24 protein-coding genes are annotated in these 24,066 nt (G+C 39.7%); 8 read left to right on the top strand and 16 right to left on the bottom strand.

All coding sequences use genetic code 11. The features are described from left to right. Positions 1-150: 150 nt before the first annotated feature. The 4 genes from QF028_RS09210 to QF028_RS09195 form a co-directional block, all read right to left on the bottom strand. Positions 151-1,233: an inorganic phosphate transporter gene (locus QF028_RS09210; protein ID WP_410886750.1), complete on the bottom strand. Its 1,083-nt coding sequence runs from the start codon at positions 1,231-1,233 to the stop codon at positions 151-153. 263 nt (positions 1,234-1,496) lie between these two features. Continuing rightward, positions 1,497-2,381 carry a flavin-containing monooxygenase gene (locus tag QF028_RS09205; protein WP_429464954.1) on the bottom strand — a complete coding sequence of 295 codons (885 nt, stop codon included), beginning with the start codon at positions 2,379-2,381 and terminating at the stop codon, positions 1,497-1,499. A gap of 55 nt (positions 2,382-2,436) precedes the next feature. Further along, positions 2,437-3,141 (bottom strand): flavin-containing monooxygenase, encoded by a 705-nt coding sequence (locus QF028_RS09200; protein ID WP_429464953.1) that lies wholly within the window; start codon positions 3,139-3,141, stop codon positions 2,437-2,439. A 30-nt stretch (positions 3,142-3,171) separates the two neighbouring features. After that, positions 3,172-4,119 (bottom strand): alpha/beta hydrolase, encoded by a 948-nt coding sequence (locus QF028_RS09195; RefSeq protein WP_429464952.1) that lies wholly within the window; start codon positions 4,117-4,119, stop codon positions 3,172-3,174. A 145-nt stretch (positions 4,120-4,264) separates the two neighbouring features. Between QF028_RS09195 and QF028_RS09190 the strand changes: the two genes are divergently transcribed. Further along, the gene (locus QF028_RS09190; protein WP_429464951.1) at positions 4,265-4,960 is read left to right on the top strand and encodes a response regulator transcription factor; all 696 of its coding nucleotides are present in this window, start codon (positions 4,265-4,267) and stop codon (positions 4,958-4,960) included. A gap of 91 nt (positions 4,961-5,051) precedes the next feature. On the opposite strand, the gene QF028_RS09185 is transcribed toward QF028_RS09190, so the two are convergent. Continuing rightward, positions 5,052-6,170 carry an NAD(P)/FAD-dependent oxidoreductase gene (locus tag QF028_RS09185; protein ID WP_429464950.1) on the bottom strand — a complete coding sequence of 373 codons (1,119 nt, stop codon included), beginning with the start codon at positions 6,168-6,170 and terminating at the stop codon, positions 5,052-5,054. A gap of 390 nt (positions 6,171-6,560) precedes the next feature. Between QF028_RS09185 and QF028_RS09180 the strand changes: the two genes are divergently transcribed. Both QF028_RS09180 and QF028_RS09175 read left to right on the top strand, forming a co-directional pair. Next, a complete protein-coding gene (locus QF028_RS09180) occupies positions 6,561-6,755 on the top strand; it encodes an alpha/beta-type small acid-soluble spore protein (protein ID WP_088087953.1) in 195 nt (64 codons plus the stop codon). A 117-nt stretch (positions 6,756-6,872) separates the two neighbouring features. After that, on the top strand, positions 6,873-7,709 hold the full coding sequence (locus QF028_RS09175) for an SDR family oxidoreductase (RefSeq protein ID WP_429464949.1): 837 nt from the start codon (positions 6,873-6,875) through the stop codon (positions 7,707-7,709). On the opposite strand, the gene QF028_RS09170 is transcribed toward QF028_RS09175, so the two are convergent. Both QF028_RS09170 and QF028_RS09165 read right to left on the bottom strand, forming a co-directional pair. Continuing rightward, positions 7,706-8,278, bottom strand: coding sequence for a DUF2062 domain-containing protein (locus QF028_RS09170; protein ID WP_429464948.1), 573 nt, complete (start codon positions 8,276-8,278; stop codon positions 7,706-7,708). The two genes, QF028_RS09175 and QF028_RS09170, sit on opposite strands and share 4 nt — an antisense overlap. A gap of 248 nt (positions 8,279-8,526) precedes the next feature. Continuing rightward, a complete protein-coding gene (locus QF028_RS09165; RefSeq protein WP_429464947.1) occupies positions 8,527-9,165 on the bottom strand; it encodes a hypothetical protein in 639 nt (212 codons plus the stop codon). 181 nt (positions 9,166-9,346) lie between these two features. Between QF028_RS09165 and QF028_RS09160 the strand changes: the two genes are divergently transcribed. Beyond that, positions 9,347-10,942, top strand: a complete 1,596-nt coding sequence (locus QF028_RS09160) for an acetolactate synthase large subunit (RefSeq protein WP_429464946.1) — start codon at positions 9,347-9,349, stop codon at positions 10,940-10,942. Positions 10,943-11,080: 138 nt separating this feature from the next. Here the strand turns inward: QF028_RS09160 and QF028_RS09155 are convergent, their stop codons facing one another. The 5 genes from QF028_RS09155 to QF028_RS09135 all read right to left on the bottom strand — a co-directional run bounded on the left by QF028_RS09155 (position 11,081) and on the right by QF028_RS09135 (position 17,646). Continuing rightward, positions 11,081-11,641 (bottom strand): hypothetical protein, encoded by a 561-nt coding sequence (locus QF028_RS09155; protein WP_429464945.1) that lies wholly within the window; start codon positions 11,639-11,641, stop codon positions 11,081-11,083. Positions 11,642-11,744: 103 nt separating this feature from the next. Beyond that, entirely contained in the window at positions 11,745-12,803 is a 1,059-nt protein-coding gene (locus QF028_RS09150; protein WP_429464944.1) for a tartrate dehydrogenase, read from the bottom strand. Positions 12,804-13,007: 204 nt separating this feature from the next. Then, complete coding sequence (locus QF028_RS09145) at positions 13,008-14,948, bottom strand: FUSC family protein (protein ID WP_429464943.1); 1,941 nt, start codon at positions 14,946-14,948, stop codon at positions 13,008-13,010. A 173-nt stretch (positions 14,949-15,121) separates the two neighbouring features. After that, a complete protein-coding gene (locus QF028_RS09140) occupies positions 15,122-17,305 on the bottom strand; it encodes a malate synthase G (protein WP_429472243.1) in 2,184 nt (727 codons plus the stop codon). A 167-nt stretch (positions 17,306-17,472) separates the two neighbouring features. Then, a complete protein-coding gene (locus QF028_RS09135; protein ID WP_429464942.1) occupies positions 17,473-17,646 on the bottom strand; it encodes a hypothetical protein in 174 nt (57 codons plus the stop codon). 212 nt (positions 17,647-17,858) lie between these two features. Between QF028_RS09135 and QF028_RS09130 the strand changes: the two genes are divergently transcribed. Both QF028_RS09130 and QF028_RS09125 read left to right on the top strand, forming a co-directional pair. Next, positions 17,859-18,368: a DUF2243 domain-containing protein gene (locus QF028_RS09130; RefSeq protein WP_429464940.1), complete on the top strand. Its 510-nt coding sequence runs from the start codon at positions 17,859-17,861 to the stop codon at positions 18,366-18,368. Beyond that, positions 18,355-19,170: a cytochrome c oxidase assembly protein gene (locus QF028_RS09125; protein ID WP_429464939.1), complete on the top strand. Its 816-nt coding sequence runs from the start codon at positions 18,355-18,357 to the stop codon at positions 19,168-19,170. The genes QF028_RS09130 and QF028_RS09125 overlap by 14 nt, the downstream gene beginning before the upstream one ends. 49 nt (positions 19,171-19,219) lie before the next feature. Here QF028_RS09125 and QF028_RS09120 read toward each other — a convergent pair whose 3' ends face one another. Next, positions 19,220-19,942, bottom strand: a complete 723-nt coding sequence (locus QF028_RS09120) for a DUF2161 domain-containing phosphodiesterase (protein WP_429464938.1) — start codon at positions 19,940-19,942, stop codon at positions 19,220-19,222. 217 nt (positions 19,943-20,159) lie between these two features. On the opposite strand from QF028_RS09120, the gene QF028_RS09115 reads away from it, so the two are divergent. Beyond that, positions 20,160-20,672 carry a CBO0543 family protein gene (locus QF028_RS09115; protein ID WP_410886781.1) on the top strand — a complete coding sequence of 171 codons (513 nt, stop codon included), beginning with the start codon at positions 20,160-20,162 and terminating at the stop codon, positions 20,670-20,672. A 69-nt stretch (positions 20,673-20,741) separates the two neighbouring features. Here QF028_RS09115 and QF028_RS09110 read toward each other — a convergent pair whose 3' ends face one another. Beyond that, the gene (locus QF028_RS09110) at positions 20,742-21,245 is read right to left on the bottom strand and encodes a hypothetical protein (protein WP_429464937.1); all 504 of its coding nucleotides are present in this window, start codon (positions 21,243-21,245) and stop codon (positions 20,742-20,744) included. A gap of 207 nt (positions 21,246-21,452) precedes the next feature. Here QF028_RS09110 and QF028_RS09105 point away from each other — a divergent pair, with 207 nt between their 5' ends. After that, complete coding sequence (locus QF028_RS09105) at positions 21,453-21,746, top strand: hypothetical protein (protein WP_429464936.1); 294 nt, start codon at positions 21,453-21,455, stop codon at positions 21,744-21,746. A gap of 124 nt (positions 21,747-21,870) precedes the next feature. On the opposite strand, the gene QF028_RS09100 is transcribed toward QF028_RS09105, so the two are convergent. Then, entirely contained in the window at positions 21,871-22,470 is a 600-nt protein-coding gene (locus tag QF028_RS09100; protein WP_429464935.1) for a class I SAM-dependent methyltransferase, read from the bottom strand. A gap of 248 nt (positions 22,471-22,718) precedes the next feature. Next, positions 22,719-24,041 carry an aspartate aminotransferase family protein gene (locus QF028_RS09095; RefSeq protein ID WP_429464934.1) on the bottom strand — a complete coding sequence of 441 codons (1,323 nt, stop codon included), beginning with the start codon at positions 24,039-24,041 and terminating at the stop codon, positions 22,719-22,721. Between the last annotated feature and the right edge of the window lie 25 nt (positions 24,042-24,066).

Below are 24,066 nucleotides of genomic sequence, written 5' to 3'. Positions count from 1 at the left end.
TTTGCGAATTTTGTATTTTGATCTTGCAACTAAATAGTATGTAAACAGGCTTTCACAAATCTATTTTACTACTTGTATTTTATTAATGAAATTAAAAAACTCTGTTGAAATAGATTCCCAACAGAGTTTTTAACCAGCAAAATCTATTACTTATATTCCGCCCCCATCATCATGGATGGTACTGTTTTCCTTGCGAATGGTCGCTGAAAGGCTGATCACACCCACGGTTGCGATCAATGTACTTACAATGATAATAATATTATAAATATTAATCTTAACTAAGAGATTAATCAGGATATAAGAAATAACAAGCGAAGCTAAAGGTGAGATTAGCCAGACTTTTAGAATCCTTTGAATGACTGATTTTTGCCAAATACCAAACCCCTTTTGTGAGGCACCCACACCTAATATTCCACAAGTCGTTACTTGGGTGAGAGGAATTGGCAACCCAAACAGTGATGCGACAATAACGAGGGTTCCTCCTGTAAAGGAAACCGCACTCCCTTCTAGCAAGGAAAGTCTGGTGATTTTCTTCCCATTCGTTTCAAGCACCTTGCTCCCTAGTAAAATAGCTCCGATTGAAACGAATAAACCGCCGATCCAGATTCCTTTACTCGTTGAAATCATCCCAGCCCCTACTAGCGGGCCAACGGCATTTGCTACATTATTCATCCCAGCTGAAAAGGCCTCTAAACAGCCCCCTATGACTAAAAATATCGCCAGCCATTTTTTCCATTTTCCATTCTTAGTTAAACCGACCCAACGCTTTTCAGCAGCGGATATCAACTTTCCAAGTCCAAAGGTAATGAGAAATGAAACGATTGGAACTAACACCCAGAAGAAAACAATCACCAAAAGATTATTTATATATAAACTTTTAAAAGCGATCCCAGCACCTACAATCGATCCAACTGTAACCTCACTTGTCGATAAAGGGATCCCTAACAGATTTGCAATAAACAATGTCAACGTAGCTCCTGCAAGGATAAGGACGACTAATTTAATCGTTAGGAGATTGGAAGGAATAATTCCCTCGCCAATCGTTTTCACAACCTCCCCACCACCAAGTACAGCACCTAGAAAAGCTGCTAACCCAACCAAAATCATGGCCAAGCGCTTACTCTTAATGGCATCTGCACCATAGGCCGATCCCATTGATGCTGCCGTCCCACTTGCTCCAATATTCATCGCAAAGAAAAAAGCAATAATAAAAGCAATAGACGTCCAAACCATGTATAATCTCTCCTTATGTACCCTATCTATTAAACTGGTAGACTCGCAACCAATTTTAAAACTTCCAATTCACACTATTCAGGTAGGAATAATTTAGTATTTTGTTTATTATACATTTTCAAACCACATTAATCAATCAATATTTCAGATGTCTTCAAATTTTCAAAAAATAACTTTTTACTATTTTTAAAACCCATTTTTTGAAAATTAAAAAAAGAGTCCGAAGACTCTTTTTTTTGTAGTAATTTGGATTCATACATCTACTAATGTGATGCTGTCTTAGTTGAACTCTTTAATGAAAATCCCTCGTACCCTTTAGCAGCGATTTCGGTACACTTTTGGCGATAGGCGCCGACTCCGCCTACATAAATCAGGAAGCCACGCGGCTTGCCTGGGATATTCGCCCCTGTGTACCATGAGTCAGTTTTAGTATAAAGCGTGGATTCGGCTACTTCTCTGCAATGGGTACTCCAAGCTTCTTCCGCCTCAATAGTCGCCTCAATTGTTTCCACACCATTCTTATTCATATACTCAATACAATCCGCAATCCATTCCACATGCTGTTCAATGGAGACAGGCATATTACTCAGCACCGAAGGACTTTCAGGACCAGTAATCATAAACATGTTCGGAAAACCAACGTTTGTAATCCCTAGGTAGGTCCTCGTCTGTGCTCCCCCAGCCCATTTCTCTTTCAGTGACACCCCGTTTTTACCCCGAATATCAATCTTCAATAAAGGCCCAGTCATTCCGTCGTATCCTGTGGCAAAAATAATCGCGTCCAGTTCATATTCCGCTTCCGTGGTCCGGATCCCTTTTAGAGTAATCTCCTCAATCGGTGCTTTCTTCACGTCTACCAAGGTGACGTTTTCACGGTTATACGTTTCGTAATAATTCGTGTCAATGATTGGCCGTTTGGTACCATAAAAATAACTTGGTAAAAGCTTTTCGGCCACCTCAGGGTCATCGACAATCTTACGGATCTTGGAGCGGATAAATTCGGCAGCCGTTTCGTTGGCTGCATCATTAATAAGCAGGTCATAATAGGCAGTAAAAATGCCTAATCCACCCTTCTCCCATGCCTCCTCGTATACACGCTCTCGCTCTTCAGGTGTAACCTCCAGCGCTGACTTAGTAGGTGGTACCATTGGCTGGCCCCCCTGGGATTCACGCATTTGTCGTTTTATCTCGCTGAAATTTTCTTTAGCCTGCCGGATATACTCCGGGTCGTACGCATGATTTCTCGCTGGGGCACAATACTGTGGAGTTCGTTGGAAAACGGTAAGGTGTTCGGCCTCTTGAGCGATGACTGGGATGGCTTGGACGCCAGTTGAACCAGTTCCCAATAATGCCGACTCGCTTACCCTTGAAATCTACCTTTTCGTGCGGCCAATGTCCAGTATGATACCACTTGCCCTTGAAATTATCGATCCCGTTAAAGTTTGGTACATTGGCAGCAGAAAGGCAGCCAACTCCTGTGATGAAGTATTTCGCTGAAACACTACTTCCATCGTTTAAATGGATCATCCATCTATTACTCTCTTCGTTATAATGGGCAGCCAAAATACGAGTCTGAAACTGGATATCACGACGGAGATCAAACTTGGTTGCTACAAAATTTAGGTAACTTAGTATTTCCGGCTGCTCAGGATATCGAGAAGTCCAGGTCCATTCCTTATAGAGTTCTTCTGAAAAAGTGTAGTTATAATAGATGCTTTCCGAGTCACAGCGTGCTCCGGGATACCGGTTCCAATACCATGTACCTCCAACACCATCACCCGCCTCGAAAACACGGGTAGAGAAACCAGCCTCACGTAAGCGATGAAGCGTATACAATCCCGAAAACCCTGCCCCAATAACAACAGCGTCGTAGTTGGCAACTTGATTTGACTGTTTAGTAGATTTCAATATTCCTACCTCCCGCATCTAATATTATCGTTAAACCCTGCCGACTTTTTGGTCAATTTCACTTAAAAACTTGGCAAATCTAGAAATTGATTCTTTAATTCGCTCTGGAAACACCGCCATATTCGTAAAATAACCATGTACTAAACCTGATTCGATAATCGTTTCAACCTTGACCCCTGCTTCTTTAAGACGCTCAGCATATGCTAAACCTTCATCCCTTAGGACATCATTTTCTGCGGTAATAACGTAGGCTGGCGGGAGATTGCTTAAATCCTCTGCCAATAATGGAGCAATATATTTATTTTTTGTATCCTCATCATTGTTAATATAATAATTTCCAAACCAAATCATTAAGTCTCTATCAAGACCAAATCCAGTTTGGAACTCTTGATATGACTTGGTGTCGTACCCGAGGGCAGTTACAGGATAAATAAGAACCTGGGCAGCGATGTCTGGACCATTTTGTTCTTTGGCGATTAACGATACGACGGCTGAAAGATTTCCACCTGCACTGTCACCGCCAACAACTAAATTGGAAGCGTTTCCATTTATTGCCACAGCATGTTCACTAACCCATTTTAATGCCGCATAGGAATCCTCTACAGGGATTGGAAATTTATATTCAGGTGCAAGCCTATAATCGACAGAAACGACAACTCTGCCAGTTCGATTAGCAATCATTCGGCAACTTGGGTCTGCTGTCTCAAGATCCCCAATTACCCATCCACCGCCATGGTAATAGACAAATAGAGGAAATGGTCCTTGACCTTCCGGTGTATAAATTCTCACCTTAATCTCGGCGTCATCGGAGACAGGAATCATTCTGTCCTCTATCTTCGCAAGCGGGGCCAGCTCTACCTCTACGGGAGGGGCTAGTGCAAACATTTCTCTTACTGTCTGTGCATCTAATGACTGGATTAATGGCATCTGGCTGAACATTTCTAAATAAGCTTTTGCTTGCGGGTCTAAATTGGCCAAAAAACATCTTCCTTTCCTAATTGGGAATTTTTCAACTTTTAAAGAAAAGATTTTCCTAAAAGTGTATCTTAAGGATATAATTTTTTGTATAATTTGAATATTCCCAATTTTAGACGTGCTATATCCCTATAAAGGAGATGATAATATGACATCTCAGTATACCTTACAGCATCGAATTCACGATTTAGAGGAAGCCACATGCCACGAAGAAAGATTATATAAAATTCTCGAAGTATACATGGACCTTTATCCTGTCATGAATGCCTATTTATTTAGATTTTCTCCGTTAGGGTTTCTTGGTGAAGGAATCATCTCATTGTCATCTGCTGATATGGTCCATATAGGGGATATTCGGGATGATATCCGTTCCCTGCCAATCATTTACTCAGCCATTAATGAGAAGAAAGCAAAGTATTGTTCTGGTATTGAGTATCTAAAGCAAACAAGTAGTAAATACATAACTTCTTCGAATGTAAATTCGATCATTGTTGTACCTATATGTTTCAGGTCTGTCATTATTGGATATATTTGCACAACGGAGTTCGCGAAAGAATCTGTGATAGATGATAAACTTCTTTCTTTATTAACCCTTTATGGCAAAGAAGTCGGAAAGTTTCTCGAAAAATTCGATAGTGTGGAAGACCCGCAAGTATTAAGTAAGCGGGAACTAGAAGTTATGAGGAGAATTGCCTGGGGAGAAAGCACAAAGGAAATGGCCGATTCGATGGAAATCAGCGAATTAACGGTAAAACAATATGTGAAAACGGCAATTAAAAAGCTTGACGTTCAAAATCGTTCCCATGCAATTGGAGAGCTTTTCCGGAGAGGAATACTTTCGTAGTTTTTTGAAAGCGCTTTATTTCTCGAAGTAACTTACCTTAGATTAGATTAGATAAACTGGAGTATCAGCACCCAAGTGGGTGCTCTTTTTATTACTCATCAAGTGCCAGGGCTACTTCATAGCAACTCAGGTCAATCTCTGTTTGTTTTCCTAAAACAAGCTTTGCTAGTTCCACGCCGAGATACGGTCCACTCGTTAATCCTGAAGCCCCTAATCCATTAGCTAAATAGATTCCTTCATAATCAAGTAAAGCCCCAATCACAGGCAAAAAGCCAGGGGTGAACGGTCGAAAACCGACTCTCGTTTCAAGATACGTACCAGCAGCTAATCCAGGTGCTACTTCTAGGGCTTTGCCTAATATTTCATGGATTCCTCCTGCCGTTACACGATTGTCAAATCCAGCCTCATTTTCATGAGTCGAGCCGATGACGACCCGGCCATTATCAAAGGTAAGAATGTAATGGTTTTGGGGTGGAATAACAACCGGCCATTGGCTCGTATCTGTTTTAGGCAACTCAAGGTGGATGATTTGTGCCTTTTGTGGTTTGACTAAAAAATGAACTCCTAATGGCTGTAAAAGCTCCTTAGACCATGCACCTGCCGTAACAATGACCTGATCCGCTAAAAATGTTGAATCATCAAGTATAATGCCAACCACTTTGTTTCCCTGCATTGCTAGGGAGGCATTCCCGTTAATGAAAGTAACTCCATGCTTGATTGAGGCGCGGATTAATGACTCACGTAATGCTCTTCCATTTACCCGTGCTCCCCCACTAACATGAACAGACCCATACTCCTCAGATAACGGCGGGAAAAGCCGCTTTGTTTCAGCAGGTGAAAGAATGGTTATCTCCCCAATTTCGGGTGCATCGTCCCTTCGTTTCAGTGCTCGTTCAGCCATTTGTTCGAGTTTACTCATTTCTTTATGAAGACTAATTGCCCCTACCCGTTGATAGCCAGTTTCTTTCTCGCCATCTGCTTCCAATTGAGCAATTAATTCTGGATAGTAACGAGCTCCTCCCTTTGCTAACTGATACCATGCTTTGTTTCGCCGCTGTGAAAGCCAAGGACAAACAATCCCCGCTGCGGCATCAGTGGCCTGCCCGGGATCCATACGATCCACTAAAGTCACCTCTGCCCCTAATTGGGCAAGGTGATACGCAGTTGACGCCCCGAGAATTCCTGCTCCAATCACCACGATTTTCTGCATAATACACCTTTTCCGCACTTTTTAAAAAAAGGACTTAATGATTTCTTGTTCATTGTTACATTCTGTACAAATGTAATCTATTTCTAAAGCATCTTCGCGTATCATGTGCTCTGTTTCTTTACCGCACTTTTCACAATAAAGATTTTTGGGGAATTCTATCATAATTACATCACTCGCTTTATTAAATATAATGTTTAAACCATAAGTGTAATGTTCCCCATGATAGCGTATTTTAGCAAAAGGCGGAAGAATTTACTACTGATGGCATTAATAAATTTTAGCTTTCATTATTCAAAAGGACCAACTTATAATTAAATGGAACAAAATCGGTTAAATTATATACGAGCAATTTTTCATTGCTCAAAAAAACTTCGTCGGGAGTGATGTATCATGGCTAGAAACAAACTATTGGTTCCTGGAGCAGACAATGCTTTAGATCAAATGAAAGAAGAAATTGCCAACGAGTTTGGAGTTCAACTTGGTGCTGATACGACCGCAAGAGCAAATGGTTCAGTTGGAGGCGAAATGACGAAACGTCTTGTCGCTTATGCTGAACAAACCCTTCAAAATCATCAAAATCAATAACAGGTGATTTCAAAAAAAGGCTGTCCCAAGTATTTTGGGGCAGCCTTTTTCCATTTTGCTATACAAACTTCTCTATTTTAAGTTTAAATAGAAGAAAAGGAAGAAAGGGAGACCATCATGACACAAAAAACAGCCATCGTTACAGGATCTTCAAGCGGCTTCGGTTTGTTAACCGTGATTGAACTGGCATTAAAAGGATTTACAGTGATTGCAACGATGAGAGATGTAAACAAAGCACAGCCCCTACTAGAACTTGCAAAAGAAAACCAGGTAGAAAATTTCATTCATGTCCTCCCGCTTGATGTTACCTCCACGGAATCCATTCTTCTTTTTCAAGGCAAATTGGAGAAATATCCCTCTATAGATGTGTTAGTCAACAATGCGGGATTTGCACTTGGAGGTTTTAGTGAAGAGCTCTCAATCGAGGATTATCGGCTTCAATTTGAAACCAACTTTTTCGGATTGATCGCCGTAACACAGTCAGTCCTTCCATTAATGCGGGCAAAGAAACAAGGCAGGATTATTAACATGAGCAGTATCAGCGGGAGATTCGGTTTCCCAGGATTATCTGCATATGTCGCATCCAAGCACGCACTTGAGGGTTACAGCGAAAGCTTACGACTGGAACTTAAACCATTTGGGATTGATGTATCCTTAATTCAGCCTGGATCCTTTCAAACCAATATTTGGGCAAGCGTGGATGGGATGGAGGTCAATGCCGAGTCCCCGTACGCATCCTATATGGAGAGCCTATTATATGAAATTGAAGGTGGAAAAGCTGGCCATGGCAATCCAATCGAGGTAGCCAAACTGGCTGCACAAATTGCCTCGCAGCCGAAATCACCTGACCTCCGGTATCCAATCGGGGCTGGTGTAAAGAATATGCTTACCATTAAAAATTTCTTGCCGTGGAAGCTTTTAGAATCAATCATCTTAAAGAAACTAAAACCTTAATTATTAGCAGCATCGACGATAACAAGAGGATTTTTTCGAGATGCTTGTTTATCACGAATTCTCGTAAGTCTTTTCGTTTTTTCTTTTTCGTAAAAATAATGAACAAGGAAGTACGAGATGACACCAAGGACGATTCCAAAAATAGTCATTCCAATTAACACATGGACTCCGCCATGAAGAAGACTGATAACGCCTCGGAAATCCCCTTGCAATAATTGTTCAAACGAAAATGGTGTCTTATGACCGATTTGCCCGTTAAATGGATAGATGAGTTTACCAATTTTCTTGGCAAAAGGTAAAAGAAGAACAGGAAGAAAGGATAGTTTTCCAATGACATTTCCGATGATTGCTGCAGGCAATGAACCTTTAGCTATCCGGACCATCGGTAAAAACACAATATAAATAAGGGATGCAGACGATAGAACGACCATTTCTAAACCAAAGCCAATCGCAAATCCCAAGGAAACTTTTTTCGCTCCACCGGGAGAGCGTAACAGTTTGATAAAATTCAGCTTAAAAGCTCGTCCAATTCGTTGAAAGATATTATGTTTTTTAGGTTTTATGTTCATAGGAAAACTTCCTTTTTTCGACAGATTTTCATAAACAGCTTCCAAGTATTCGAGGTTTCAACACGATAGTACCATTACCATTATCATAACACTAAAAATAGAATAATTAAGGTCTAAATTGTGAATTGTAAGCGAATTCACAATTTACCAAGGATAAATTTTCCTCTCCTAATCGTTAGGACATTTAAAATGAATGTTCTTATTATTCCTTACTTGATAAAAATAAGCCGTGAAAAGGTAAGAAAAAATCACCCTTCACTGCCGTTTAACAGAAGAGTCAATTCATGATCAGTGAATTGATCTATAATGCCTGGTTTGCTTTGAAAATAAGCGAAGATATCTTCATTTGAATAATTTTTTGATAATCCCTTAATAATAGTTTTTAAATAGGCAGTGGAAGGCTTCTTCCACTCGATTTCATTAATATCCCATGGGGCTGTAAAGGTGTAAATGGGAAAACCATTTTCATCTCCCAAATACAGTATATTTCCATACCAGGAATGGTGGTGGAATACTTTTGAACCCTTCTGTTTGACCTCATGTAAATCAATTTCAAAATTTAGTCCATTATTTTCTTGTTTGACGACATCTAGAAACTGTTCGCCCGTAATTAGATATTTCTTACTATAGGTTTGGTTTCCTTTGTCTTGGTTCAATCCGATAAAAGCTACTCCTTGAGATTCCCATCTAGCCGCTTCTTTGGCGAAGTAAAGGGGCAGGTCTATGGTGAAGGTTGACTCGTCTACTGGTAGGGAAGGATCTTTACATCCTATCTCAATTTGGGCTGATCCCTCAGGTTGACCGCCTTTTATATAACATAAGAATCGGTCGGCATTAATATTAGAACCATAACTTGCATACCAGACATATTGTTGTTTTTCATTCATTATTTATCACCTATTTACATCCAAAATTTTCTTCTAATTGTAACACTACCATAACCTAACGTCTGCTGCTTCTTTCTTTAGGCAATTTTCCAATATCTACTTTTAGCGGGAGGTTAAAAAATCCTATCAGCGGTAACCATAGAAAACATAGGATAAAAATCAAGGTTTTTTGGAGGATCAGATGAAAGTAACAGATGTAATCGTCCATTGTTTAGAAAACGAAGGTGTGGAATATGTGTTTGGGATCTTCGGGACAGAGACACTCGATCTTGCTGATTCATTATCAAAATCAACACAAATTCAATACGTAAATGTCAGGCACGAGCAAGGGGCTGCTTTTATGGCCGATGTATATGGTAGATTATCAAAAAAAGTCGGCGTTTGTTTATCGACACTGGGTCCAGGAGCAACAAATTTATTGACTGGTATTGCCAGCGCTCAGCTCGATCATTCACCCGTGGTGGCATTAATTGGACAAGCTGGTGTGGAACGTCACCATAATGAATCACATCAATATATAGATATAGCTAAATTGTTTGAGCCAACAACAAAGTGGAGCACTCAAATCAAGGAATCCCAGACTGTCCCCGCAATTATTCGAAAAGCATTCAGAGTGGCAAAAATGGAGAAACCGGGTTCGGTCGCTATTACGATACCGGAGAACTTTTCCACTCAAATGATTCCTGGAAAGCCTTTGCCAGTAACATCTTTGCCTGAAAGTGTCCCAGTAAATGAGGCACTTGTAGCAGCAACCCAGCTTATTAAAAAACACCTAAAACCCTTTATTATCATTGGAAACGGAGTAATCAGGCAGGAGGCATACCCTGAGTTGCTGAACTTTATCAATACCATTCAATCTCCTGCTACCCACAGTTTTATGGCAAAAGGTGTGCTTCCGAAGGAACACCCGCTGAATTTCTTTACGTTTGGATTTAATGAAAACGATGAAGTTTTACCAGGCATGGAGGAAGCAGATTTACTGATTGTTATCGGCTTCGACTTTGTTGAAAAACTGCCGAAAGACTGGAATCAAAAGAAACTTCCGGTTCTACATATCGATACTTTACCTGCCGAAATAAATGAATATTACCCTGTCGGGGTTGAGCTGGTCGGGAACATTAAGATGACACTCCAAATGCTTAATCAATCAGAGCTCCCAACCAAATCCTGGGTACCTTCTGGGGAACTTAAAGAACAAATAAAGACTGCTTATCAAATCGACCAAGATCAGCCAGACTCCAGCACCCTGCCCTATACAATTGAGAATGTTCTCCATAGTATTGAAAGTCTTACTTCAGAGAACACAATTGTGATTTCTGATGTCGGTTCCCATAAGGTTTCAATCGCCCGTACCTATCAGCCCAAAATGCCAAACCAGTTAATCATCTCAAACGGTCTAGCTTCAATGGGAATTGCCATATCAGGTGCCATCGGAGCAAAACTAGCTTGTCCAGATGACGACGTTATTTGTATTACTGGTGATGGAGGCGCGCTCATGAATTTTGCAGAATTAGAGACGGCCAAACGTCTAGGACTCTCATTCCTCATTATTGTTTTAAATGACTCAATGTTAAAACTTGAGGTTCAGCAAATGAACAAAATGTTTGGAGAAAACTACGGAGTCACCTTCCAGAACCCGGATTTTGTTAATTTAGCTGCTAGCTTCGGTATTAAAGGAATAAGAGCCAGCACCCTCGGTGAATTTGAAAACATCCTCAAAGAGGAGCTGCAGCCCCTAGAGGAAATCGTTGTAATCGAAGTTGCCATGCAAAATTGACCCCGAACCTGGAATATGGACTACTCCCATCTGAATAAGTAGATAGGAATGAAATGTACATTGCCAACTTTGGAATCTTTAAACCACCAGGAACAAATATAGGGGCTGCTCCTAACACAGGTGTGATATGGAGGGTTACTAGTTTATAAACTTCTTAAACCTTTTTAAAAATGTTAACCCAATAACAACCCAAATCCAGTTATAAAAGCAAGAAAACAAAAAAATACTGCCTGTTGTTAGAATGGAAAAAGAACCAGAAACGGTTGGACCCAAGACTGGGAATTTGAAAACATATAAAAGGTTGATTATTCCAATCGTTAAAAAAGTAGCCCCAAAAGCAATGATGCTTAATCTTTTCTTGAGAAAATAGAAAGCAATTCCTGTCCCCAGCCCTAACAAGCCAGTGGTAAAGGGGAAGATAATTAATTCACTAGGTTGAAGGATTAAAAGCAATAGATTGGTAAGGAAATAGGACATTGCGCCAAGTGGAAGGGAGAGGATCGAACAGAATAGAATGGGAGCGGTCGCAAAAGGGCTGATAAAATAGCCCATTACAGGTAAAGAACCACCTGCTGCCTGGAGTACAGCTGCAATGCTAGCAAATAGTGCAGCTAGAACAAGGCGTTTTGTTTTAGAATTTTGTTTGAAGACTAATTGCGCTGAATGAATATCATCCGAAATTGATTTGAACAAATACATCGGTTCCACCTCGGTTTTTGCATTTCTTTTCATACAATATATTAATATTTATTGGTGATGGAACCGATGCGTAATTAAAATTAGAAATTGAAACGATAACATATTAGTTTATTATTAACTTCCTAATAATCTCTTCTGTTACTTCTTCTGTTGAATGACTTCCTCCAAGGTCTGGTGTTAAGATGCCCTCATTGGTGACGTTTTCAATAGTATCTAGTAATAAAATCCCAAGTTCCTCTTCTCCAAAATGGTCTAACATCATTTTGGCCGTCCAAATTTGACCTAGCGGATTTGCGATGCCTTTCCCAATAATATCAGGTGCAGACCCATGAACCGGTTCAAACATCGAAGGATATTTTCCATTTACATTAATGTTGGCGGCTGGCGCAACCCCGATACTTCCCATAATTGCCGCCCCTAAATCGGTTAATATATCGCCAAAAAGATTACTTGCCACAATCACATCGAATTTATCGGGATGGGTAACAAAAAAGGCAGCCAAGGCATCAATGTGCTGCGAATCTGTATCAACATTTGGATAATCCTTTGATACGTCTTTAAAAACTTCATCCCAGAAAGGCATCGAATAGACAATTCCATTAGACTTTGTCGCGCTCGTTACATGCTTATTACGTTTTAATGCTAGTTCAAAAGCAAAACGCATCGCACGTTCCGTTGCTTTTCTCGAAAAAATACTATTTTGAATGGTGATTTCATCTTCGCCTTGATAGATTCTTCCGCCAACTGAACTGTATTCTCCTTCACTATTTTCCCTGACGACCATTAAATCAAAGTCCTTGGGGTTAATCAACGGCGATTTCACACCTTTAAGTACTTTCGCAGGTCTAATATTAATGACCTGTTCGAATTCTCGTCTTATTTTAATGAGAAGTCCCCAAAGTGAAACATGATCTGGAACGAGTTTGGCGTTACCCACGGCCCCAAGTAAAATAGCATCAAACTCTTTTAATCTTTCAAGTCCATCCGTGGCCATCATTGCTCCATTTTTCAAATAATATTCACAACCGTACGGAAAATGGGTGAATTCAAACTTAATGCCTCCATGGATATTTGCTAATGTATCCAACACTTTAATTGCCGCAGGTACAACTTCATTTCCAATTCCATCCCCAGGTATAGATGCAATTTTTAAATTCTTCATCTTTCCACCACCTTTAATTAGTATCGATTCAGTCGACAGATCGTATGAATATTTTTACATTACATGAATATCATAACACTTTTTTAAAATATAAAAATACACAGAAATATGAAATAAATTTTTGTTATAGTCACCTATTGCACACATCGCTCTTGGCCCTTCTTTTACTTTTACTTTTACTTTTACTTTTACTTTTACAGAAACTCAACCTTCCATTTGAAGCGACTTTTGCAGGCTGATAATTTCACTTTGAATGCTAGGAAATGTTTGGATGTTAGGTACAGTTTTTAAAGAAGGCGAACGTTTTCGAGCGGTGGCATTGGCCATCGTTTCACAAATATAAAGCAATTGGGAAAGTGTTTCATCTGATAGAATAGGACGTTCTTCGGTTTTTGAACAATTTTCTAGTAAATATCCTAAATGCTCGATCGAAAAAATTACCGGCCAGTAGTATTCCACTGCTTTTTGATTAACCGGAATCTCGCCTGCAGCTGTAGTATATAGCGTAATTAAATTAATAATATTCGTACGCATTTTTCTTAATTCTCTACTCTCCGAAGCAATAAAACCTTCTCCTTGATCTGAAAAGAGGATGATCAAAAATTGAGCCTGACTTCGGATGGTTTTTGTAATTAAATGTGGCAATCCACTAGAGGCTGACCATCTCCCTACTAACCATACACCGATGAGACCAATACTAATTCCGATCAACACATCAATTAATCTGGCCGAGGCAAAATAGGAAAAGCTAAAACTTCCCTGACTCGTGCTTTCTGCCATTAATAATGCATTCGGTGTAAAAAATAGGGCTGCCAATCCATAATTCTTTACAATAAAAAGTTCCGTAATAAACGTCAATAGTAAAACGAAAAAAGCAATAATGTAACCATCTGGGTGCATAGCAAGAATGAAACTAGCAATTAAAATACCAAGGATGGTACCCAATCCTCTTTGTATGGCACGATGATAGGTCGCAACAATGGTAGAGCCTGACAAAACAGCTACACAGGATAAAGGGACCCAATAGGACCGTACAAATGCAAACTGAAAGGCAATAATCGCAGCAATGGTCGTAATAACGCCGAATCGTATCGCCGTAATAAAAACAATCGAGTGTTTATCAAAGGCACCCAAAAAAATAGTCTTAAAGGAAGGTTTGGAAATTCGAATCGTTTGATTTATTTTAGATGTTGGTTCATTCATAATGGCATCCGCATCATAAACGATTGTAAATAATTGAGCCACCCTTTCATCCATCACTGAAGGCTGAAGAATTTTTTTTGAAAAACTTTCTCCCTTTTTCTTATGGTCCAGTGAATGAGCCATTTCCCGGATAGTTTGACCCAATTCTGGTGGGAAGTTGGAATGACTATCTGAAAAATTTTCAAGGACATACAAAAATATTTGATTGGCATGATCGTTTAATACGTATAAACGATTAAAGAGATCCGTTGCTCGCCAAGGGATATACCCTGCTGCCAATGTTTCATCAGCTTCTTTCAAAACGGACATAACTCGGTGTCTCGAAACAGAAAATTTATTTGTACCAACGGAATCGAGAAACGCAGCCAATTCCAAATAAACTCTTTGGACGACCCCTGTTTCTGGGCCATGTGGATTGAAGAACCAGCCAAACATGGCAATCATCCACGATAGGGTTCCACCAAGAAAGACAAGAGCGGCGCGTAACGGGGCAAGCTCTGGTTGGATTGGCATCCCAGTAGTCATCGAAAAAACCAACACAAAAAAGATGGCAGAGGGTCCCGTTATTCGTAATGCACCAAAAATAAAAATAGCAGCTGCTCCAATGATCCCCATTAAAATGGCGATAGCAAGCGGATATGGAGCAGATAGTGTCCCTAATACTGAAACCAAACACATGCCAAGAATGACAAAAACTAGCTTTTTTGCCCGCTGAGCATAGGGGATATTAAATACATAAAGATAGGTAAAGCCCCCCATCCCAGCTAACAATCCATATTCTAAATTACCAAACAATAATCCAATAATAACAGGGAGTGCTGCAGCAATACCTGCACAAAATGCCTTTAGCCAGGGAAATGGCTTCTTATTCACTGCCATCGATTGCTTTATAATAGTTAGGAATTTAGATTTAGAGGCTCCTGCTTTGTGGCTTTCTTCCATCCTAATCGCTTCTTTCCAACATTAGTAAAGTTTCCTTGTGTTCCATATTACTCATTCCTTTCACTCCTTAAAAGGTAATGTATCAAAGGTATTTTTCCTTATGTTGACAGTTTCATTCATCAAAAAAAGCAACTACATCTGTAACCATGTAGTTGCTTGTGATTTTGGCACTATTAATTGTGGTGCTCGACTCTCCATTTGGCTTTGGCTTCAATACGGCGACGATGCAAAATCGGCTCAGTGTAGCCGTTTGGCTGATCATAGCCTTTAAATACTAAGTCGCACGCTGCTTGAAATGCAACAGATTGATCATAATCTATAGCCATTGGACGATAAGCCGGGTCACCTTCATTTTGACGGTCCACTACTTTCGCCATCCGCTTTAATGTTTCTAGAACCTGTTCCTTCGTACAAATTCCATGGTGCAGCCAGTTTGCGATATGCTGGCTAGAAATCCTTAGCGTGGCACGGTCCTCCATCAAGCCCACATGATTAATATCTGGTACTTTCGAACAGCCAACGCCCATTTCTACCCAACGAACGACATAGCCAAGAATGCCCTGGGCATTGTTATCAAGCTCCTGCTGAATTTCCTCAGCTGACCAGTTGGTATTTTCGGCAGCAGGGATCGTTAAAATCTGATCTCTTAAATCCTGAATATCCCTCGACAACTCATCCTGCACCTTAGAAACATCTAACTGATGATAATGAAGGGCATGCAGGGTTGCAGCTGTTGGTGAAGGAACCCATGCAGTCGTCCCGCCCGCTTGCAGGTGGCCGATTTTTTGCTTGATCATTTCAGCCATCAGGTCCGGCATCGCCCACATTCCTTTACCAATCTGGGCCCGGCCTTTGAGTCCAGCGGCGAGTCCGATAAAAACATTGGATTTTTCATAGCTTTGCAGCCAAGTCGAAAATTTCATTTCGTTTTTGCGTATAACCGCTCCGATTTCAATAGACGTATGAATTTCATCACCAGTTCGGTCCAAGAAACCAGTATTAATGAATACGATTCGTTCCTTGACTTCACGAATACAATTCTTCAAATTCAAAGACGTCCGGCGCTCTTCGTCCATCACACCAATCTTTAGCGTATTCCGTGCAAGTCCAAGCATGTCTTCCACGCGATTAAAAGTTTCGTTGGCAAACGCAGCTTCTTCGGATCCATGCATTTTCGGCTTTACGATATAGATTGATCCCTTAGACGAGTTTTGATATTTTCCATTCTCCAAAAGAGAATGCTTGGCAATTAAACTGGTAAGGACCGTATCCATTAACCCTTCTGGTACCTCGTTCCCATCCTTATCAAGAATCGCATGACTCTTCATTAAATGGCCGACAATACGGACAAACATAAGCGATCGCCCTTTTAAGGCAAATTCTTCACCTGATGGGGATGTATATTGTCGATCAGGCTGGAGAGATCGCGTGATCGTCTTTCCATTCTTAGATAAAGCAGCTGTCAAGTCCCCCTTCATCAATCCTAGCCAATTGGAGTAAACAGATACCTTATCGTCCGCATCAACGGCGGCAACTGAATCTTCACAGTCCATAATCGTGGTTAATGCCGACTCTATGAAAATATCTTTAACACCCGCCAGGTCTGTTTTACCAATTGGATGGCTGCGGTCGACTTGGATTTCAAAATAGAGACCATTATTTTTAAACAAAATGGAGAAAGGTTCTTCTGGATTCCCCTGATACCCTAATAGTTTGGATTCATCTGAAAGCCCTTTGGTTGAGCCGTTGCGGAATAAAACTGCTAATCTCCCATTCACAACCGAATATTTAACAGCTTCCTTATGGGAAAATTGTTTAAGTGGTATGGCTTGATCAAGAAACTCTCTTGCAAAAGCAATTACTTTTTCCCCTCTAACTGGATTGTAGCCAGCTATTCGCTGAGCCCCGCCGTCTTCACTTATTGCATCCGTCCCATATAATGCATCGTAAAGACTTCCCCACCGGGCGTTAGCTGCGTTTAAGGCATAGCGGGCATTATCAACAGGAACGACAAGCTGCGGTCCTGCTTTTAGGGCTACTTCCTCATCGACATTTTCAGTAGTAATTTGAAAGTCTGCTGCATCAGACTCTAAATAGCCAATTTCCTTTAAAAAAGATTTATAATTTTCAAAGTGGAAGGATTTATTTATTCGGTGCCAGGCATTGATTTGATGTTGAATGTCATCCCTTCGAGCTAATAGCTGATTATTTTTCGGTGTCAAATCAGCAAAGAGTGTCTCGAAATCAGCCCAGAACTTTTCGCGGTCCAAGCCAGTTCCAGGTAAAGCGTCCTCGTTAATAAACTGATAAAGTACATCTGCTACTTGAAGATTACCTATTTTTACATAGTTTGACATCATTCAATTTCCTCCTTATGTAGCTTAAACTTTTTTGAAACGCTTCCTTTATTATACAATACTTAAAACGAGAAAAAACCTTGCAATTTGCAAAGTTCATTTAATAATCTGATTCAAATAGGCATAATGGCAGCAACTGCTGCCACAAGTACATATTCTTTTAAAAATTACTTAGCCGAAAGGATTCTAATTTCATTTTCAGCCTCAACCATTCTGCCAAATCGATATCCTTCAATCAGTACATGCCTCTCATGATCACTTAGTCGACGCTTCCATTTCGTTTCTAAAAAATAGATGACTTCGTTATAGAAGATTTCCTGGTATTCAAAAGGTTTATTCATAAAAAAGTCTCCTTCCTATCTTTATCGCCCTATGCTTAACAGTCTTGACAAATTGAGGAGAAATTAAAAATAAGAATTTTTATCCACCCATTTTAGCTATCAACTCAATAAGATAACATTAAGGACCAGCACTCTTCTGGAAACCTGTTTATTGTTAATACATTTAGGGTAAATTGAAATGCAGAAGAATTAGTTGGATAAAGGAGAAGAAAATGGAACAGAAAAATAAGATTACTAATCACAAGAATTTCCCTTCATACACAAGTCGAAATCTCTGGTCTGGCATTCTGTTTGGCATTGGACTGGTCGCTTTTATAGACGAAACTATTTTTCATCAATTACTGCATTGGCATCATTTCTACGATAGATCTACGACTGCGATTGGACTAGTCTCCGATGGATTTTTTCATGCGTTTAGCTGGTTTGCTACAGTTGGATCATTATTTATGGTTGCCGACCTTCGCCGCCGTAGTGGATGGCTGCTACCGAGGTGGTTGGGCGGTGTATTGCTTGGGGCTGGAGGATTCCAATTATATGATGGAACCATCCAACATAAACTAATGAGACTTCACCAAATACGCTATCAAGTAAATATCCTACCCTACGACATGGTGTGGTACACAACCTCTGTTCTGATGATTATTCTAGGCATCGTCCTCCTCGTTCGCACGAATAAGAGATATAAACCATCGGGAGTCTCCAAAGAAAATGCACATACATAATCACATCCAACATGGTTCTAAAATGGAAATCCATGAATTGGTTCCTCAACTGATTTTAACTCTGCCGATTATTATGGCATTAGTGATCTATCTCTGCGCAGTCATTCTAACTAAGAGACGGAAAAAATCATGGCGGTTTTTCCGAATGGTCTTGTGGATCGGAGGATTGTCCTGTTCCTTAGCTGCTATTTCAGGACCTATAGCCGCTCGTTCCCATCAAGATTTCACGTCACATATGCTCGGCCATCTCCTGCTCGGGATGCTGGCACCGCTTCTTATGGTCCTGGCCGCCCCAATGACACTAATTCTGCGAACATTAAACGTAAAGCAAGCACGGCTCTTATCCCGTATTATAAAAAGCAACCCAATCAGATTCATCAGTAATCCTATTGTAGCCTCACTCCTAAATGTCAGCGGCCTTTGGGTCCTCTATACAACTAGCCTATATCAAACGATGCAACATAACGCACTACTTCACAGTGTAGTCCACCTGCATGTATTCCTTGCGGGCTATTTTTTCACAGCAGCCTTTATTTATACGGATCCCCACCCACACCGGACGAGTAATCTATTCCGTTCGAGCGTATTAATCATCGCCTTGGCATGCCACGGCATTCTTTCAAAATATATTTATGCTCATCCGCCAATGGGAGTTCCCGTTGCCCAAGCCAAAACGGGCGCTTTGCTTATGTATTATGGTGGAGATGCCATTGACTTGATTCTGATCACTATCTTTTGTTATCAATGGTTCAAAGAAACACGACCGCGAACGACCCAAGTATATTTTAAACATAAAGAGTAAAAAAGACTGTCCCAAGTAATTTTTGGGGCAGCCTTTTAGGTAGTAGCAGTTAAGTAACCTGGTCGTCGCCTAAACTAGTTAAATAATAATTTATCAACTCTGGATATTCCTTGATTTCTTCTTTCCCCTTCTCAGTTATTACATAGATACCTCGTTTGATCCTTTCAAACCAACCATAATAGTTTTTAGTAAGGACCGAGGAAGTATTTTTTCCAGATCCCAATTGATTTAACATTTTCGGGGACAATGGACCCAAATTTTCTAGGTAACACGCAATTTGGATGCAATTTTCTTTATAAGCTGTCATAATCTTGGTTCGATTACTGCCGCCCACATTATAGTCCGCACTACGGCCGTTAATTTCCTTCATAATAGAATCTCGCTTGCGTTTGTTTTTGCGGCGAATAAATGGAGTGGGCTCGAAAATAATTTCTGCCCTTCCCCGTTTTCCTGGGCTCGAAACAACAATCAATCCCAGCTCCAGCCTGCGAATTAAATGGCATTTTTCTGTCCACCGTTTAGAATTTAAACGATGCTTCGGTTTCGGTATCGCCACATAAACTTTATCCGTAATCCGCTGACGTTTGGCCGCCTGTATTAGTAAATCCACACTTAAGGTGAGTTTTAATTCAATGACAACTAACTCTTCATCTTTCACTGCAACAATATCGCAGTCCTTCACTTCCCCGTAAACCTCATACCCTTCACGTAAAAAATAAGTCTGAATGGGTTTATATAAATCTATCTCTTGCAGCTTTTTTGTTTCCGTCACGCGGTATCACCACCCAATGCAAACCTTTAGAATCGTACTTACAAATGTAACCCATTTTTTCTTTTTGGAAAAGGATGTTTCACCGATGAAAGAACTTAATTCTTTATATGATTTGTAGAATTTATAACTGAATTTAAAAATTTTATTATACTCACCTATGGATGGTCTATCTATTTTTGGGAAATATAGTATTTATTAACTTCTAGGAGTGTACCTCATGATTGCCATCATTTATTCGGTTATTTGGATAATTGTTGCCTTTAAGTTCGCAGATCGAAATTGGAAGGCCTATTATCCTACGATGCTTTTTGCTTCCCTTGGAGAGGCATTATATGAACTCCTTTGTTATAAATATCAACTTTGGCAAATGGAACCAAATGGGGTACAGTTTGCTATGATTCCGATTTTGTTATTAACTTTGATTGGAATGCCCCTCTCGACATGGGTTTACCTTTCCAAATATCCTTTTAGAAAAGGCGTCCTCTCTCAATCTCTTTACATCGCCTTTTTTACATGCGCCTATATTATTTTGGAATATGTAGCGGTGAAGGGGGGATCTATTACCTACCACCATCATTGGAATTTATTATGGTCCCTATTATTCGTAATTGTTATGTTCTTAATCATTCGAATCCATTTTAAAAGACCTATCCTCGCCCTTATCTTTTCAGCAATCTTTGCTATTTTTCTATGTTTAGTCTTTGATGTTTCCCTTGTCAAAATGAAGTAATTTTATAACGGCTTTCAGCACACTTCCGTCTGTCCTCTTTCAGACGGAAGTGTGCCGACTACACCAAATTCATTTCGATTCTTGTTTTTCCCAAAATTCATAGATCATTTCTTGAAAAATTTCATTTAAGCTTTTCTTTTTTTGTTTTTTTAACCACTCGACCTGGTCGATTGGCAAATTAAGTTTTAAACCAACATCCTCATTTGGCATTTCCACTTTTCTTATTTCTTCTATAGTAATGCTATCCTCTATATTCGGAAACCAAGAATCATTTTCGTTTACCCGATCAAAATCTTGATATTCTTGAATATCATCGAACTCGCAGAATAAATTAAGTTGCGGCAAGCCGCCACTCAGAATTTTTACATGCATAATGGAATTTATGATTCTACCATCTTCAAATTCTATCTCAACTATTAGGTTTTCCACGTTTTTGTATTTTTTAACAACAACCTCACTGACAATCAGATTTAATTCTAAGGTAATACCCGAACTCGATTCAAAGATGTAGACCGCGTTTCTAAATACATAAATACTCTCACCATCGATTGTGACTGATTTTACAACTACCATAAACCTTTCCTCCATACATTTGTTTCATCTATTAGTTAATAGAAACTATGCCTAATTTATAGCGGTAATATTGATTCTCACTCTTTAAATTTACCATATAAATGAAGTGACAGTTGAATTTTAATTTAAACATTTAATACACAATAATTTTTATGCCAAAGGGGAATATTAGAAGAGGCAATATATTGGAAAGAGGTGAACGAGTTAATGAATCAAGATCTTACAATTGATCCTAACCAAATGCCTAAATTCAATAGTCATGAGGAAGCAAGAGGTTGGTTTAAAGGGCAATTTGGCGACCGATTTTTACTAAGGATGACGGATATGAAAGATGAAAAAAGAGTGAATTTTTATCATCTCGTCAAAGACCCTGAGGTGTACAAGCCTTACATGGAGAGCTTTGCCAGCGTCGTTCAACATGAAATCACCAACATGGACGTCTTCAAAAGCTATACAACTATCGAAATTGATGACAATGGGAATGTTGAAATCAAGGATTAAATTTGGGGGTTGACCCAGGAGCGTTAAATCAATAAAAGATAAGAAAACGAGACTGGCTGACTCAACAATGTTGTTTTTAGACAACATTAGAGCCAGCCTTCCAATATGGAGACTCTTGAAAAAACTATGCTTTCTTATTATTTTTGGCTTCAGCAAAAACAAATAAATCACGATAATATTTTTGCACTTTTATTATTGAGATATCATGAGCCCTTAGTAAGTCTAAGGTATTCCTATTTAAACAGCATCCATCACAGATTTTTTTCCACGTTGGAGTTAGCCAGTCCTGGAGAGAAGCTAAAAAACGATTTTGCATCTTAACATGCTCAAATACAAGAATTTTCCCTTCAGGCTTACATACTCGTTTCAACTCTAAAATGGCTTTTTCCGGATTTGGTATCGTACAAAATACAAGTGTTGCCACTACAGTATCAAAAGTATCCGCAGCAAAAGGCAGCTTTTCTGCACTTGCCTGAACAATTTTGATTGGGACTAGTGATTGCTTATGTTTCGATAAGGACCGCTCAATCATATGTTGACTCGGTTCAATCGCAGTCACTTTTTCTGAGGATTCATATAAAGGAAAATTAATTCCTGTACCAGATCCTAATTCTAGGACACTTCCTGTTGCCCTAGAAAGAAGCTCTTTCCGAATCCTCTTAAATTTCTTTTTCTCCAACGGATTCATAAAAAAATCATACCAATTTGCAAATAAACGACTCAAAACTTTCAACTCCAAACAAGTAACCACAAAGGACTCAGAAATATTTATTTTAACAAACGATGCCCGGTAAGGTTGCTACTAAATAATTAACAGTATACCATTTTTCAGCTAATATCCTTGTATAATTTCTTTGTTAAAAACATATTAGTTTACATAATATATTTATAATAAACTATTTTGCCTACACAAGACAAAATAAAAAGCGATGAGAGAAAAATCTCAACGCTTATCATTCTGTTTGCTGATTATTATTTTACTGGCTGCATCAATGTCGCTTCATACTCCGATAATGCTTCATCAAGCATTTGAAGCCCTTCCTCAATTTGTTCCTTTGTAACGATTAACGGAGGAATCATTCGAATAACTTCTCCATGATTTCCGCATAAATAGAATAAAACACCTTTTTCAAGGGCTAGATCAAGAATTTTTAACAATCCTTCTCCATTCGGTCCACCTGTCACTGGGTCAATGATTTCAATCCCAATCATTAAGCCAACCGCACGGATGCTGCCAATAACAGGGTGACGTTCTTTAATTCGTTTAAGCTGCCCAACGGCATAGCCTCCCATGTTTCGAGTGTTTTCAAGTAGGTTTTCCTCTTTCATTACTTCCAAGGTAGCTAGTGCAACGGAACATGCAATTGGATTTCCGCCAAACGTTGTCCCATGACTTCCGAGTGGCCATTGTTTCATTAATTCACTGGAAGAGACCGTCGCGCTAAGCGGAAGACCATTTGCTATTCCTTTGGCGATTGCCATAATATCTGGGGTTACATCAAAGGTTTGCGCTGCGAACCATTGACCTGTGCGGCCAAATCCCGTTTGAACTTCATCAAAAATGAGTAAAATATTATGTCGATCACAAATTTCACGAACCTTTTTTAACCAGCCCTTCGGTGGAACAATATAACCGCCTTCACCAAGAACAGGCTCTAAGATCACACAAGCTACTTCTTCCGGTGTTACTTGATGACTAAATAAAGAGGCGAAATCTTTTTCTAATTTTTCGATAACATATACTTCAGGGTCTTGACCTTTTGGGCATTCTTTTACATTTGCATAAGGAACCTGATAGGTAAGACCGGATGGCTGCATGAATTTTCGATATTTGCTTTTAGATGTAGTCACACTTAATGCGCCTAACGAACGACCATGGAAACAACCTGTAAAGGAAATGACATAAGGTCGTTTCGTCACATATTTTGCTAGTTTAAGAGCGCCTTCGATTGCTTCCGTTCCACTATTGGCAAAGAAAAAGCAATCAAGGTCCCCAGGTAAAATTTCAGCAAGTTCATCGGCTAAACGTAAAATCGACTCATACATAATCACGCCAGAAGGACCATGCATCAATCCATCTGCTGCATCTTTAATGGCTTGCACCACCTTTGGATGACGGTGCCCAACATTTGTTACGGCTATCCCGGATGTAAAATCAAGATACTTCTTTCCATCCACTCCAAAGTAATAGCAGCCTTCCTCTTTAACAACTGGTAGATTTGGATGGTCCTTCGCCATGCTAGGTGCAAGTCGATTTGGCATATTTTTCACAAGGTGATCCCATTTGTTCTCCATACTTTGACCTCCATATTCGTAATCC

It is taken from the genome of Neobacillus sp. B4I6, from assembly GCF_050434045.1.
Lineage (GTDB): Bacteria > Bacillota > Bacilli > Bacillales > Cytobacillaceae > Neobacillus.
Note: the sequence above shows the minus strand (reverse complement) of the source record. Positions and strands in the feature narration are given on the sequence as shown.